Source organism: Burkholderia sp. NRF60-BP8, from assembly GCF_001522585.2.
Classification (GTDB): Bacteria; Pseudomonadota; Gammaproteobacteria; order Burkholderiales; family Burkholderiaceae; genus Burkholderia.
This window is the reverse complement of record NZ_CP013373.1, coordinates 2,260,004-2,273,939: the sequence shown is the minus strand read 5'-3', so window position 1 is coordinate 2,273,939 and position 13,936 is coordinate 2,260,004. Positions and strand designations below refer to the sequence as shown.

Here is a 13,936-nt window from a genome sequence, read left to right as displayed (position 1 = left end):
GCATGGGCAGGGGCGGCGCCGGGTCGACGAGGAGGCGGAATGCGCGTGTGGTGGATCGCGTTCGCGCTCGGCGTCGTCGTGCTGCAGCGGCAGGCGGCGTTGCCGGGGGCGATCGCATGGACGATCGGAGCAGCCGTGCTCGCGGGCTGCGCGGCGCTGGGCGCGTGGTGCGCGCGTCGTCGGCGCACGCGCGCGGTCGTCGTAGGCGGATGGATGTTGTGCGCGGTCGCGGCCTGCGTCGCGGGATTCGGCTATGCGGCCGCGCGGGCCGAATGGCGGCTGCGCGACAGTCTGCCCGTCGAGTGGGAAGGGCGCGACATCGTCGTCACGGGCGTGATCCGCGGGCTGCCCGTCGTCGACGAGACAAGTGCGCGGCTGCTGTTCGCGGTCGAATCGAACGATGCGGGGCTCACCCGTTTTCCGCCGTTGATCCGGTTGTCGTGGCGCGCGTATGGCGCATCCGCGACACGCGATGCGCTTCCCGATTTGCGTGCGGCCCAGCGCTGGCGTTTCGTCGTGCGTCTCAAGCGTCCGCATGCCGAGGCCAATCCCGGCGTGCGCGACAGCGAGGCGGCGTGGCTCGCCGCGGGCATTCGCGCGATCGGCTATGTCAGTGCGCCGCGTCGGGCGGTATTGCTCGATGCGCGCGCATCGGGCTGGCGTGCATCGATCGATCGGGTGCGCGACATGCTGCGGGCACGCATCGGCGAGGGGCTCGGTACCGATGCGGCGCATCGCGGCATCGTCGCCGCGCTGGCGATCGGCGACCAGTCGGGCATCGGCGACGACGATTGGCGCGTGCTGCGCAACACGGGCACGAGCCATCTGGTCGCGATTTCCGGTCTCCATGTCGGGCTGGTCGGCGCGATCGCCGGCTGGCTCGTCTCGATGGTCTGGCGCCGCGTGCGCTGGCGCGGACGGGCCGCGACGCTCGTGCTGCCGGCGCCGTACGCGGCCGCGCTCGCCGCGCTGGCTGCGGCGGCCGGCTACGCCGCGCTCGCCGGCTTCAACGTGCCGGCACAGCGCGCGTGGTGGATGATCGCGGGCGGCGGCATCGCGTATCTGGCCGGCCGCAGCGTGCCGACGTCGGCGGTGCTGTGCGTGGCGCTCGGCGGCGTGCTGCTCGCCGACCCGTGGGCCGTGCTGTCGGCCGGGTTCTGGCTGTCGTTCGGTGCGGTCGCGGTGATCCTGCTGGCCGTCGCCGGCTGGCGCGCGGTGCGCGAGGCCGACGAGCTCGACGAAGCGGGCGCGGAGAGCGGCGCGACCGGCTCGCGGAGCCGGTTGCGTGCGTGGGCGACGCGCTGCCGGCGCCGCGTCGCCGAGGCGACGCGCGTGCAGTACGCGGTGACGATCGGGCTCGCGCCGCTCACCGCCGCATGGTTCGCGCAGATTTCCCTGTCGGGGCCGTTCGGCAATGCGTTCGCGATTCCGTGGGTCAGCTCGGTCGTGACGCCGGTCGTGCTGGCCGGCATCGCGTTGCCGCCGCCGCTCGACGCGGCTGCCTTTCGGCTTGCGCATGCGGCGCTCGCGCCGATGATGACGCTGCTCGGGCACCTGGCCGATTGGCCGGCCGGCGTGTTCTGGCTGCGCATGCCCGACTGGCCGGTGCTGGTGCTGGCATGCGTGGGTGTCGCGTGGGCGCTGATGCCGCGCGGCTGGCCGCTGCGCTGGGCGGCGCCGCTGACGTGGCTGCCGCTCGTCGCGCCGGCGCCGGATGCGCCGCCGGCGGGCGGCTTCCGGCTGACCGTGCTCGACGTCGGGCAGGGCGCGGCGGTACTGGTCGAAACGGCGCGGCGGGCCTTGCTGTTCGATGCGGGGCCGGGTGCGGAGTCGTCCCACGCCGGTACGCGGATCGTCGCGCCGGCGTTGCGGGCGCGGGGCATCGCGACGATCGATTCGCTCGTGCTCAGTCATGCGGATGCCGATCATGCGGGCGGCGCAGCGGCCGTTTATGCGGCTGCCGACGTGCGCCAGTTGCTGGCCGGCATTGCGCCGCGGCACCGGCTGTGGCGCGATGCGCAGGCGGCGGGCGTGGCCGATCGGCTGCCGTGCGCGGCCGGGCAGCGGTGGACCTGGGACGGCGTCGTCTTCACGATGCTGTGGCCGCCGGGCGGGGTGGGCACGGGTTCGTCGAACGGCCAATCGTGTGTGCTGCGCATCGATGCGGGCGGCACGTCGGCACTGCTGACGGGCGACATCGAGGCCGCCGCCGAGCGCCGGCTGGTGGCCGATGCGCGCGACGCGCTGGCCGCGCAGATCCTGGTCGTGCCGCACCACGGCAGCCGCACGTCGTCGGTCGAGCCTTTCCTCGATTCGGTCGGGCCGCGCGTCGCGGTATTTCCTGTAGGCTATCGCAATCGTTTCGGGCATCCGCACCGGACCGTGCTCGCCCGCTACGAGGCGCGCGGGATTCCGCTGCCGCGCACCGATCGCGACGGCGCCGTGCGGTTCGACGTCGCGCCGGCGGGCGCCGGGTTTGCCTTCGCGCGCTATCGCGACGAACGGCGCCGGTACTGGATGGACCGGTAAGCGCGGAGAAGGCCGGCTTGTCCGGACGGAAGGCGCGGGGCCGGCGTAGCGTGCCGAAGCACGGTTCCGACAGAATACGAAGCACGGGATCGGCGCAAGCGCCGAAGCGCCCGCTTCCGTCGATCGCGAAGCATGGGACGGGAGCGCGTGCCGAAGCACCCGCTCCCGTCGACAAAGGAGACATCGGCATTTGAAGGACATCCTCCACTTCTCGCATGCGAACGGCTTCCCGGCGTCGACATACCGGACGATCTTCGCCGAACTGGCCGACGACTACGAGTTGCGCTACATCGAACGGATCGGTCACGACCGCCGCTACCCCGTGACGCGCGACTGGCCGCATCTCGTCGAGCAACTGCTCGACGACATCGGCAGCCGCTACGAGCGCCCGGTCTGGCTCGTCGGCCATTCGCTCGGCGGCTACCTGTCGTTGATGGCCGCGCTGAAGAAGCCGCAGTGGGTGCGCGGCGTCGTGATGATCGATTCGCCGATCATCGCGGGCTGGCGTGCCGGCGCGCTGCGCGCGAGCCAGTGGGCGGGGCTCGACGAGCGGCTGTCGCCGGCCGCGGCCACGCGCAACCGGCGCACGCGCTGGACGAGCCGCGACGAAGTCTGGCGGCACTTTCGGGAGAAGCCCGCGTTCGCGCGCTGGGACGAACGGATGCTCGCCGACTATATCGACCACGGGATCCCGCAGGCCGGCGCCGACGGCGAACGCGCGCTGGCGTTCGACCGTCAGGTCGAGTACCTGATCTACAGGACGCTGCCGCACACGCTCGGCCCGCGGCTCGCGCACGGCGCGCCGGTGCCGCTCGGCTTTCTCGCCGGCACGCGCTCGCGCGAGGTCCGGCAGGTCGGGCTCGACGCGACGCGCCGCGCGACGCGCGGGCGCATCGAATGGATCGAAGGGAGCCACCTGTTCCCGATGGAGCGGCCGATCGAGACCGCCCGCGCATTGCAGCGGATGCTGAATTCGCTGAAGGCGGAAGAGGGTTGCGCTTCGCAGGCCGGCGCGCCGATCGCGAGGCGCGCCTGACGCTTGGTCCGGCGGACGGAACGCCCGCCGGCGCATGCGCGCGGCGCCGGCGGGCCGGCCGGTTCGCGCCGTCGCGCACGGTTGGCGCGGGTCGGCACGAAAGGGCGCGATCATCGCGTCAATTGCTGAGAGAAGGGCGGGCTTTACGGTATAATCCGTTTTTCCCGCGAGCATCCAGCGATGACCAAATATGTTTTCGTCACCGGCGGCGTAGTTTCTTCCCTCGGCAAGGGTATTGCCGCCGCCTCTCTCGCCGCGATCCTCGAATCGCGCGGTCTGAAAGTCACCCTCCTCAAACTCGATCCCTACATCAACGTCGACCCCGGCACGATGAGCCCGTTCCAGCACGGCGAAGTGTTCGTGACGGAAGACGGAGCGGAGACCGACCTCGACCTCGGCCACTATGAGCGCTTCATCAGCACGAAGATGCGCAAGGCCAACAACTTCACGACCGGCCAGATCTACGAATCGGTGATCCGCAAGGAGCGCCGCGGCGACTATCTCGGCAAGACCGTGCAGGTGATTCCGCACATCACGAACGAAATCCAGGCGTTCATCGAGCGCGGGGCGGCATCGGCCACCTGCGGCGAGCCGGACGTCGCGATCGTCGAGATCGGCGGCACGGTCGGCGACATCGAGTCGCTGCCGTTCCTCGAGGCCGCGCGCCAGATGAGCCTGCGCCTCGGCCGCAACAGCGCGTGCTTCGTGCACCTGACGCTCGTGCCGTACGTCGCGACGGCCGGCGAGCTGAAGACGAAGCCGACCCAGCACAGCGTGCAGAAGCTGCGCGAGATCGGCATCCTGCCGCACGTGCTGCTGTGCCGTGCGGATCGCCGCATCCCCGACGACGAATCGAAGAAGATCTCGATGTTCTCGAACGTGCCCGAAGACGCGGTGATCTCGGTGTGGGACGCCGACAGCATCTACAAGATTCCGCAGATGCTGCACGACCAGGGCCTCGACCGGATCATCTGCGAAGAGCTGAAGCTGTCGCCGAAGGACGCCGACCTGAGCATGTGGTCGACGCTCGTCGAAAAGCTCGAGAACCCGCAGCACGAAGTGACGATCGGCATGGTCGGCAAGTACGTCGACCTGACCGAGTCGTACAAGTCGCTGATCGAGGCGCTGCGCCATGCGTCGATCCACACGTCGACCAAGGTCAACATCGAGTACATCGATTCGGAAGAGCTCGAGACGAACGGCGTCGACAGCCTGAAGCACCTCGACGCCGTGCTGGTGCCGGGCGGCTTCGGCCGTCGCGGCACGGAAGGCAAGATCGCGGCGGTCCGCTATGCGCGCGAGTCGAAGGTGCCGTACCTCGGCATCTGCCTCGGCATGCAGCTCGCGGTGATCGAATTCGCGCGCGACGTCGTCGGCCTGAAGCAGGCGAACAGCACGGAATTCGATCCGGACACGCCGGAGCGCGTGGTCGCGCTGATCACCGAATGGTACGACCGCGAAGGCAAGGTCGAGACGCGCACCGAGGAATCCGACCTCGGCGGCACGATGCGCCTGGGTTCGCAGCGCTGCCCGATCAAGCCGGGCACGATGGCGGAAGAAATCTACGGCAAGGACGTGAACGAGCGCCATCGCCACCGTTATGAAGTCAATAACCGCTTCGTGCCCCAGCTCGAAGCCGGCGGCCTTATCATCAGCGCCCGTACCCCGAGCGAGGATCTGCCGGAAATGATGGAGCTGCCGCGCTCGATGCACCCGTGGTTCGTCGGCGTCCAGTTCCACCCGGAATTCACGTCCACGCCGCGTGATGGCCATCCGCTGTTCAAGTCGTTCGTCGAAGCCGCGCTCGCCAACAAGCAAGCGCGCGGAGTGCAAGCATGAAGCTGTGCGATTTCGAGGTCGGTCTCGACAAGCCTTTCTTCCTGATCGCGGGTACCTGCGTCGTCGAATCGGAGCAAATGACGATCGACACGGCCGGCCGCCTGAAGGAGATCTGCGAGAAGCTGAACGTTCCGTTCATCTACAAGTCGTCCTACGACAAGGCAAACCGCAGCTCGGGCAAATCGTTTCGCGGCCTCGGAATGGACGAGGGCCTGCGGATCCTGTCCGAGGTGAAACGCCAGCTCGGCCTGCCGGTGCTGACGGACGTGCATTCGATCGACGAGATCGAGCAGGTCGCGTCGGTCGTCGACGTGCTGCAGACGCCGGCGTTCCTGTGCCGTCAGACCGATTTCATCCATGCGTGCGCGCGTTCGGGCAAGCCCGTCAACGTCAAGAAGGGCCAGTTCCTCGCGCCGCACGACATGAAGAACGTGATCGACAAGGCGCGCGACGCCGCACGTGAAGCCGGTCTGTCGGAAGACCGCTTCATGGCGTGCGAGCGCGGCGTCTCGTTCGGCTACAACAATCTCGTGTCGGACATGCGTTCGCTCGCGATCATGCGCGAGACGAACGCGCCGGTCGTGTTCGATGCGACCCACTCGGTGCAGTTGCCGGGCGGGCAGGGCACGAGCTCGGGCGGCCAGCGCGAATTCGTGCCGGTGCTCGCACGTGCGGCGGTCGCGACGGGCGTCGCGGGCCTCTTCATGGAAACGCATCCGAATCCGGCCGAGGCGAAGTCCGACGGCCCGAACGCGGTGCCGCTGAACCGGATGGGCGCGTTGCTGGAGACGCTCGTCACGCTCGACCAGGCGGTGAAGCGCAACCCGTTCCTGGAAAACGATTTCAATTAAAGATCGAATGAACCTTGCGACGGCTTTGCGCGTCTGTAGCGAAAGCGGTTCCGGCGCGCCCGCCGTCGCAGTTTGAAGAATCCATCGTCATTCTCAGAGGAAACCCATGAGTGCAATCGTAGATATCATCGGCCGCGAGATTCTGGATTCGCGCGGCAACCCCACCGTCGAATGCGACGTGCTGCTCGAATCGGGCACGATGGGCCGCGCGGCGGTGCCGTCGGGCGCGTCCACCGGCTCGCGTGAAGCGATCGAACTGCGCGACGGCGAAGCCGGCCGCTACAACGGCAAGGGCGTGCTGAAGGCGGTCGAGCACATCAACACCGAAATCTCCGAAGCCATCATGGGCCTCGACGCGTCGGAACAGGCGTTCCTCGACAAGACGCTGCTCGAGCTGGACGGCACCGACAACAAGTCGCGCCTGGGCGCGAACGCGATGCTGGCCGTGTCGATGGCCGTCGCGAAGGCCGCCGCCGAAGAAGCCGGCCTGCCGCTGTACCGCTACTTCGGCGGGTCGGGCGCGATGCAACTGCCGGTGCCGATGATGAACATCGTCAACGGCGGCGCGCACGCGAACAACAGCCTGGACATCCAGGAATTCATGATCGTCCCGGTCAGCCAGCCGACGTTCCGTGAAGCGCTGCGTTGCGGCGCGGAAGTGTTCCACGCGCTGAAGAAGATCCTGAGCGACCGCGGCATGAGCACGGCCGTCGGCGACGAAGGCGGTTTCGCACCGAACTTCGGCAGCAACGACGAGTGCCTGTCGACGATCCTGCAGGCGATCGAGAAGGCCGGCTACCGTGCGGGCGAAGACGTGCTGCTCGCGCTCGACTGCGCGGCATCCGAGTTCTACCACGACGGCAAGTACCAGCTCGCGGGCGAAGGCCTGCAACTGTCGTCGGCCGAATTCACCGACTACCTCGCGACGCTTGCCGACAAGTTCCCGATCGTGTCGATCGAGGACGGCATGCACGAAAGCGACTGGGACGGCTGGAAGCTGCTGACCGACCGCCTCGGCAAGAAGGTGCAACTCGTCGGCGACGACCTGTTCGTCACGAACACGCGCATCCTGAAGGAAGGCATCGAGAAGGGCATCGCGAACTCGATCCTCATCAAGATCAACCAGATCGGTACGCTGACCGAAACGTTCGCGGCGATCGAAATGGCGAAGCGCGCGGGCTACACGGCCGTGATCTCGCACCGCTCGGGCGAAACGGAAGATTCGACGATCGCGGACATCGCGGTCGGCCTGAACGCCGGTCAGATCAAGACGGGTTCGCTGTCGCGCAGCGACCGCATCTCGAAGTACAACCAGTTGCTGCGCATCGAGGAAGATCTCGGCGACATCGCGAGCTACCCGGGCAAATCGGCTTTCTATAACCTGCGCTAACGCGCTACTATCGGGTTCGTCATCTCGACGCCGCTCTGTGCCTGTGCGCGGAGCGGCGCTTCTTATATCTGCGTCTCTTACATGCGGCTTGTCACTGTCGTCCTGATTGCCTTGCTGGCGCTCATTCAGTACCCCCTATGGTGGGGACACGGCGGCTGGCTGCGGGTGCACGAATTGCGTCAGCAGCTCGACGACCAGCTCCAGAAGAACGCGGACGAGAAGCTGCGCAACGAGCGCACCGCCGGCGAAGTGCAGGATCTGCAGAGCGGCACCGCGGCGATCGAGGAGCGTGCGCGCTACGAGATGGGCATGGTGAAGGATGGCGAAGTATTCGTGCAGTTCGTGTCGCCGAATGCGCCTGCGGGGCCGCCGAACAACACGCCGTCGAATACGTCGACGCGCGGCGCCGTCTCCGCGGCGCCTGTGCGGGTCGTGCCGAATCCGCAGTCGATCGCGAAGCCGTCGCGCCATCATGGCGGCGACAAGGGCAAGGCGGCGCATCACTGAGCGCGATACGTCGAATGCATTGAAAAAGCGCGGGAAATGCCGCGCTTTTTTATTTCCTGCCAGTCGTCAATCGGCCGGCGATGCGAGCTCACCACCACCAGCCCGGATAGCCGTAGCCGATGCCCGTGCCCCAGCGATTGCCCCAACCGCCGTAGTATCCGCCGTAGACCGTCACGGGCGGCGGCGAGTAATAGGCCCACGCGCGTGCGGCCGCTTCGGCCGCCATCGCGCTGTTCTGCTCGCGCAGGACCTGCTGGTCGATCTCGTCATAACGCTTGCGTTCGGCGCTCGACAGCACCGGCGGCTGGCCACCCGACGCGCTCGGTTCGGGCAGGCGGCTCAGGATCGTGGAACTCGGCGGCGGCATCGCGCAGCCGGCAAGCGCGAGCGTGCCGGCGGTCGTACTCGCCACGACGATGCTGCGGAGGGTGCCAAAGGGGCGGGGGCGATTCATGTGTTTCTCCTGCGGCGCGCCGACCGTGGAAAGCGGCTGGCACCGAAGGCCGGGCCTCCGGCGCCGGAGCCGCGCATGCGGCGCTCGTGCGTCATTATGCGCCCGTGCCGCGCCGGTGGCGGGCACGGGCGCGCGGCTCAGTGACGCTGGTCGGTCGCGGGTGCGATGCCGGTTTCGACGCCGGGCGCCGCGAACAACTGCGCGACGTCGACCGGATCGAACTCGTAGCGCTGGTTGCAGAACTCGCAGTGGATCTCGACGTGGCCGCGCTCGACGATTACGCTGTCGACTTCTTCGCGACCGAGCATGCGCAGCATCGCGCCGACCTTCTCGCGCGAGCACGAACACTGGAAGCGCGTGCCGGCCGGTTCGAAGTGCTGCACGTTTTCCTGCCAGAACAGCCGGCGGAACACCACTTCCGGTTCGACCTCGAGCAGTTCCTTCGCGGACAGCGTGCCGCCGAGCGTGCACACGCGCTCCCACGTGTCGATATCGGTTTCGGCGTTGCGCGGCACGATGCCGCCGTCGCCCGGCAGCTTCTGCAGCAGCATGCCGACCGCGCGGTCGCGATCGGCGGCGAGCCACAGCCGCGTGTCGAGCTGCTCCGAGTGATGCATGTAGTGCTCGAGTACTTGCGACACCGATTCGAGCGGGCCGTCGACGCCGTTCAGCGGCACGATGCCCTGGTACGGCTGCTGGCCGGGCAGTTTGTCGGCCGGATCGAGCGTGATCACGCAGCGGCCGTGGCCGCTCGCGTTGACGAGCGCCGCGAAACGCGTGTCGTCGCCGATCGTCTGCGCGGCGTCGCCCGAGAACTTCGCGGTGGCCCGCATCGACAGATCGGACCCGCACTGGACGACCAGCATCTGGACCGGCCCGTCGCCGAAGATCTGCATGATCAGGGTGCCGTGAAATTTCAGGTTCGCGGACAGCAGCGCGCACGCGGCCATCATCTCGCCGAGCACCGTGCGCACGGGGGCAGGGTAGTCGCGGCGGGCGAGTACTTCCTGCCACGTGTTGCGCAGCGAAACGATCTCGCCGCGCACGGGCGCCGCATTGAACATGAATTTCTGTAACTGGTCGCTCACTCTTCTTCCTTGAAATCCGTGCGAATCACCCGATCCGCACGAGTTGCTCCTTGAAATGCGCGCGTCGCTCGACATACGTCTTCGCGTTCGCGCGCAGCCGCGCGACGTCTTCGGCCGACAGCTCGCGCACGACTTTCGCCGGTGCGCCGAGAATCAGCGAGTTGTCCGGGAACGTCTTGCCTTCCGTCACGACCGCGCCGGCACCGACCAGACAGTTGCGGCCGATGACCGCTCCATTCAAGACCACCGCCTGAATCCCGATCAGCGAACCTTCGCCGATCGTGCAGCCGTGCAGCATGGCCTGGTGCCCGATCGTCACGTTCTCGGCAATCGTCAGCGGAAAGCCCGGGTCGGTATGCAGGACCGCGCCTTCCTGGACGTTGCTGCCGGCGCCGACCGTAATCGGCTCGTTGTCGCCGCGAATCGTCGCGCCGAACCACACGCTCGCGTTTTCCTCGAGCACGACCTTGCCGATGATGGCCGCCGTATCGGCGACGAATACGCTTTCGTGGATCGTCGGGGCCGTCTCGCCCAGCTTGTAGATCGTCACGGAGTCTCCTTGTCTCTTCGATGATGGGCGCCGGTAGAATGGCGCGTCCGGTTTGCCCGGCGCGTGGCGCCGCGGAACAAACGCATATTGTAAACCGTCGCGTGCCTGTGCTCCCGCGACGCGTACGCAAGGTGTCCCTGTTTATGAGCATCGTGTCTTCTTCTTTCGGCCAGGTGCCGGCCTGCGTGCGCAGCGCGGCGCTCGATGCGCTGTGTGTCGCCGAGCCGGCGGCCAAGGCCGCGCAGGTGCGCGCGCTGCACGATGCGCTGCGGGCCGGGCAGGCCGCGATCGCCCCGTCGCTTCGACTGCGCGAACCGGCCGGTCTGCCCGGCCGCCCGGCGCGGCCGCCGCTCGTCGAGCCGCGCCAGCTCGAGCGGCGCAGCATGCGGTCACCGGAAGGGCGCGCCGTGCTGCTGCACGCGCTCGCCCATATCGAGTTCAACGCGATCAACCTGGCGCTCGATGCGGTCTGGCGCTTCGCGGGCCTGCCGGACGCGTTCTATGCGGACTGGCTGAAGGTCGCGGCCGAGGAGGCCTACCATTTCACGCTGCTGTCCGACCGGCTCGCGGCATTCGGACACGCATACGGCGATTTTCCCGCGCACAACGGGCTGTGGGAGATGTGCGAGCGGACCAAGGACGATGTGCTGGCGCGCATGGCGCTCGTGCCGCGCACGCTTGAGGCCCGCGGGCTCGATGCGTCGCCGCCGATCCGCGCGCGGCTCGTGCAGGCGGGCGACGATGCGTCGGCCGCGATCCTGGACGTGATCCTGCGCGACGAAATCGGCCACGTCGCGATCGGCAACCGCTGGTTCCGCCATTTGTGCGACGCAGCCGGCCGCGATCCCGTACCGACTTATCGGCAGCTCGCCGAGCAATACCACGCGCCGCGGCTGCGCGGCCCGTTCAATTTCGATGCGCGACGCGACGCGGGCTTCGAGCAAGCCGAACTCGACGAACTGGCCGAGCAGGACGCGGCGGACGGACGTCCCGCGCCTTAGCCGGACCACGCGTTCGGGTGCGTCCTTGGTGGCTGCCGGCCGGCTCGCACGGCCGATCGACGGCATGCTGCCGGCGAGCCCCGGGACGACCTTGCCGCTAGAGCAGTACTTCGATTGCCGGCCGCCGGAACCGGACTGTCGCCGCTATAATCGAACGACCATTCTTTTTTGGCGGCTGCGATGAGTGCCTCGAGTTCTGTTTCCGATTTCGTCACGGTGCGCGGCGTCCAGCTGCATGTGCGGCGCTGGGGCCGGCCCGATGCGCCGACGCTGTTCATGCTGCACGGCTGGATGGACGTCGCGGCGTCGTTCCAGTTCGTCGTCGACGCGCTCGCGGGCGACTGGCAGGTGATCGCGCCCGACGCGCGCGGCTTCGGGCTGTCCGACTGGCCGGTCGCGCGGCAGGGCGGCGGCCATTACTGGTTCCACGAGTACCTGGGCGATCTCGATGCGCTCGTCGACCGCTATGCGCCGACCGGCGAGGTCAATCTGGTCGGACACAGCATGGGCGCGAACGTCGTGTGTCTGTATGCCGGCGCGCGGCCGGAACGGGTGCGGCGCGTGGTCGACCTCGAGGGGTTCGGGCTTGCGCCGGCCCACGCCGAACAGGCGCCGCGCCGGCTGCGCGGCTGGCTCGACGAGCTGCGCGAGCCGCCCGCGCTGCGGCCGTACGCGTCCCTCGACGACGTGGCGGCGCGCCTGATCAAGACCAATCCGCGGCTCGACCCGCGCCGCGCCGCGTTTCTCGCCGCGCACTGGTCGAAACGCGGCGACGACGGCCTTTACCACCTGCTGGCCGACCCGGCGCACAAGATGCCGGGCCCGCTGTTGTACCGGCTCGACGAAGTGATGGCCATCTGGAAGCAGGTGCGCGCGAAGGTGCTGCACGTCGAGGCCGTCAATTCGCCGACGCTCGCGCACCTCGCCGGCGACATCCCGCTGCCCGAATTCAAGGCGCGCTTCGACGCGTTCCCCGACTGGCGCGAGAAGCTCGTCGAGGATGCCGGCCACATGGTGCATCACGACCAGCCCGAGCAGATCGCGTCGCTGATCGAGGCGTTCTGCGCGTAGGCGCGTGGCGGCGCCGGCACGGCAGGCGGGCGGCGCAATTGCCGCGTTGCAGTAGAATGAGGCCTTACCTGCCATGCCGACGATGAACGCCGATCTCCACTGCCATTCCAATGTTTCCGACGGGTTGCTGTCGCCTGCCGACGTCGCGCGCCGCGCGCATGCGGGCGGCGTGACCCTGTGGGCGCTGACCGACCACGACGAGATCGGCGGCCAGGCGGCGGCACGCAGCGAGGCGGAAGCGCTCGGCATGCGCTATCTGAGCGGCGTGGAGATTTCGGTCACGTGGGCTTCGCGCACCGTGCACATCGTCGGTCTGCATATTGATCCCGCCCATCCGGCGCTGGTCGACGGCCTGTACCGCACCCGGCACGGCCGCGCGGCGCGCGCGCTGGCGATCGCGGAGCAGCTCGCGACGCTCGGCATACCCGGCGCGTACGAAGGCGCGCTGAAATACGTATCGAATCCCGATCTGATCTCGCGCACGCACTTCGCGCGCTTTCTCGTCGAGAACGGCCACGCCGAATCGACGACCGACGTGTTCGACCGCCTGCTCGGCGACGGCAAGCCCGGCTTCGTCCCGCATCGCTGGGCGTCCTTGTCCGACGCGGTCGGCTGGATCCGTGCGGCGGGCGGCGAAGCGGTGGTCGCGCATCCGGGCCGCTATCGCTATACGCCGGTCGAATTCGACGCGTTTTTCGGCGAGTTCATCGATCTCGGCGGTCGCGCGATCGAGGTCGTCACGGGCAGTCACACGCCCGACCAGTACCGCGAATACGCGGACGTCGCGCGCCGCTTCGGTTTCGAGGTGTCGCGCGGCTCGGACTTCCACGCGCCGGGCGAGGGCCGCATCGAGCTCGGCGGCCTGCCGCCGTTGCCGCCCGACCTGACGCCGGTCTGGGAGCGCTGGCTCTGACGTCGGGCGGCTTCGGCCGCCCGCGTTGCCGCCGATGCGCATCCGACTTCTCCCTCTTTACGTGTCCCCATGTCCCAGTTCTTCAGGATTCATCCGGATAATCCGCAGCCGCGCCTGATCAAGCAGGCGGTGGAGATCGTCAGCAAGGGCGGCGTGATCGCGATGCCGACCGATTCGAGCTATGCGCTCGCGTGCCATCTCGACGACAAGGATGCGGTCGAGCGCGTGCGCCGGATTCGTGGCCTCGACGAGAAGCAGCATCTGTCGCTGCTCGTGCGCGACCTGTCGGAGCTCGCCAACTTCGCGATGGTCGACAACCGCCAGTACCGGCAGATCAAGTCGGTGACGCCGGGCCCGTACGTGTTCATTCTGCAGGCGACGAAGGAGGTGCCGCGCCGGCTGTCGCACCCGTCGCGCAAGACGATCGGGTTGCGCGTGCCCGATCACGCGATCACGCTCGCGCTGCTGGAGTCGCTTGGCCAGCCGCTGCTCGGCACGACGCTGATCCTGTCGCCGGACGACGAACCGCTGAACGATCCCGAGGAAATCCGCACGCGGCTCGAGAAACAGGTCGACCTCGTGATCGACGGCGGTGCGTGTCCGCGCGAACCGTCGACGGTGATCGACCTGACCGGCGATGCGCCCGAACTCGTCCGCGCGGGGCGCGGCGCGCTCGAACCGTTCGGGCTCTCGGCCGCATGACGCGC

Annotated in this window: 13 protein-coding genes; 10 read left to right on the top strand and 3 right to left on the bottom strand. The window is 68.3% G+C overall.

Annotated elements, in window-relative coordinates; genetic code table 11:
• Positions 1 to 39 precede the first annotated feature (39 nt).
• From WS54_RS24010 to ftsB, 6 genes are all read left to right on the top strand, one after another.
• Positions 40 to 2,529: a DNA internalization-related competence protein ComEC/Rec2 gene (locus WS54_RS24010; protein WP_034207741.1), complete on the top strand. Its 2,490-nt coding sequence runs from the start codon at positions 40 to 42 to the stop codon at positions 2,527 to 2,529.
• A gap of 190 nt (positions 2,530 to 2,719) precedes the next feature.
• Positions 2,720 to 3,565: an alpha/beta fold hydrolase gene (locus tag WS54_RS24005; RefSeq protein ID WP_034207740.1), complete on the top strand. Its 846-nt coding sequence runs from the start codon at positions 2,720 to 2,722 to the stop codon at positions 3,563 to 3,565.
• 180 nt (positions 3,566 to 3,745) lie between these two features.
• Positions 3,746 to 5,404 carry a CTP synthase gene (locus tag WS54_RS24000; protein ID WP_034207739.1) on the top strand — a complete coding sequence of 553 codons (1,659 nt, stop codon included), beginning with the start codon at positions 3,746 to 3,748 and terminating at the stop codon, positions 5,402 to 5,404.
• Complete coding sequence (gene kdsA, locus WS54_RS23995) at positions 5,401 to 6,255, top strand: 3-deoxy-8-phosphooctulonate synthase (RefSeq protein ID WP_034207738.1); 855 nt, start codon at positions 5,401 to 5,403, stop codon at positions 6,253 to 6,255. The genes WS54_RS24000 and kdsA overlap by 4 nt, the downstream gene beginning before the upstream one ends.
• Before the next feature lie 106 nt (positions 6,256 to 6,361).
• The gene (eno, locus tag WS54_RS23990) at positions 6,362 to 7,645 is read left to right on the top strand and encodes a phosphopyruvate hydratase (RefSeq protein ID WP_006478406.1); all 1,284 of its coding nucleotides are present in this window, start codon (positions 6,362 to 6,364) and stop codon (positions 7,643 to 7,645) included.
• Positions 7,646 to 7,726: 81 nt separating this feature from the next.
• Complete coding sequence (ftsB, locus tag WS54_RS23985; RefSeq protein WP_034207737.1) at positions 7,727 to 8,152, top strand: cell division protein FtsB; 426 nt, start codon at positions 7,727 to 7,729, stop codon at positions 8,150 to 8,152.
• 88 nt (positions 8,153 to 8,240) lie between these two features.
• On the opposite strand, the gene WS54_RS23980 is transcribed toward ftsB, so the two are convergent.
• The 3 genes from WS54_RS23980 to WS54_RS23970 all read right to left on the bottom strand — a co-directional run bounded on the left by WS54_RS23980 (position 8,241) and on the right by WS54_RS23970 (position 10,244).
• A complete protein-coding gene (locus tag WS54_RS23980; RefSeq protein ID WP_034207736.1) occupies positions 8,241 to 8,606 on the bottom strand; it encodes a hypothetical protein in 366 nt (121 codons plus the stop codon).
• Between the two features lie 137 nt (positions 8,607 to 8,743).
• Positions 8,744 to 9,694: an Hsp33 family molecular chaperone HslO gene (gene hslO / locus WS54_RS23975; RefSeq protein ID WP_034207735.1), complete on the bottom strand. Its 951-nt coding sequence runs from the start codon at positions 9,692 to 9,694 to the stop codon at positions 8,744 to 8,746.
• 25 nt (positions 9,695 to 9,719) lie between these two features.
• Complete coding sequence (locus WS54_RS23970) at positions 9,720 to 10,244, bottom strand: gamma carbonic anhydrase family protein (RefSeq protein WP_034207734.1); 525 nt, start codon at positions 10,242 to 10,244, stop codon at positions 9,720 to 9,722.
• A 143-nt stretch (positions 10,245 to 10,387) separates the two neighbouring features.
• On the opposite strand from WS54_RS23970, the gene WS54_RS23965 reads away from it, so the two are divergent.
• The 4 genes from WS54_RS23965 (at position 10,388) to WS54_RS23950 (ending at position 13,931) form a co-directional block, all read left to right on the top strand.
• Positions 10,388 to 11,245: a ferritin-like domain-containing protein gene (locus tag WS54_RS23965; protein WP_052100314.1), complete on the top strand. Its 858-nt coding sequence runs from the start codon at positions 10,388 to 10,390 to the stop codon at positions 11,243 to 11,245.
• A gap of 180 nt (positions 11,246 to 11,425) precedes the next feature.
• Positions 11,426 to 12,316, top strand: a complete 891-nt coding sequence (locus WS54_RS23960; protein ID WP_034207733.1) for an alpha/beta fold hydrolase — start codon at positions 11,426 to 11,428, stop codon at positions 12,314 to 12,316.
• Between the two features lie 82 nt (positions 12,317 to 12,398).
• Complete coding sequence (locus WS54_RS23955) at positions 12,399 to 13,229, top strand: 3',5'-nucleoside bisphosphate phosphatase (protein WP_034207938.1); 831 nt, start codon at positions 12,399 to 12,401, stop codon at positions 13,227 to 13,229.
• Positions 13,230 to 13,298: 69 nt separating this feature from the next.
• Complete coding sequence (locus WS54_RS23950; RefSeq protein WP_059782938.1) at positions 13,299 to 13,931, top strand: L-threonylcarbamoyladenylate synthase; 633 nt, start codon at positions 13,299 to 13,301, stop codon at positions 13,929 to 13,931.
• Positions 13,932 to 13,936: the final 5 nt, after the last annotated feature.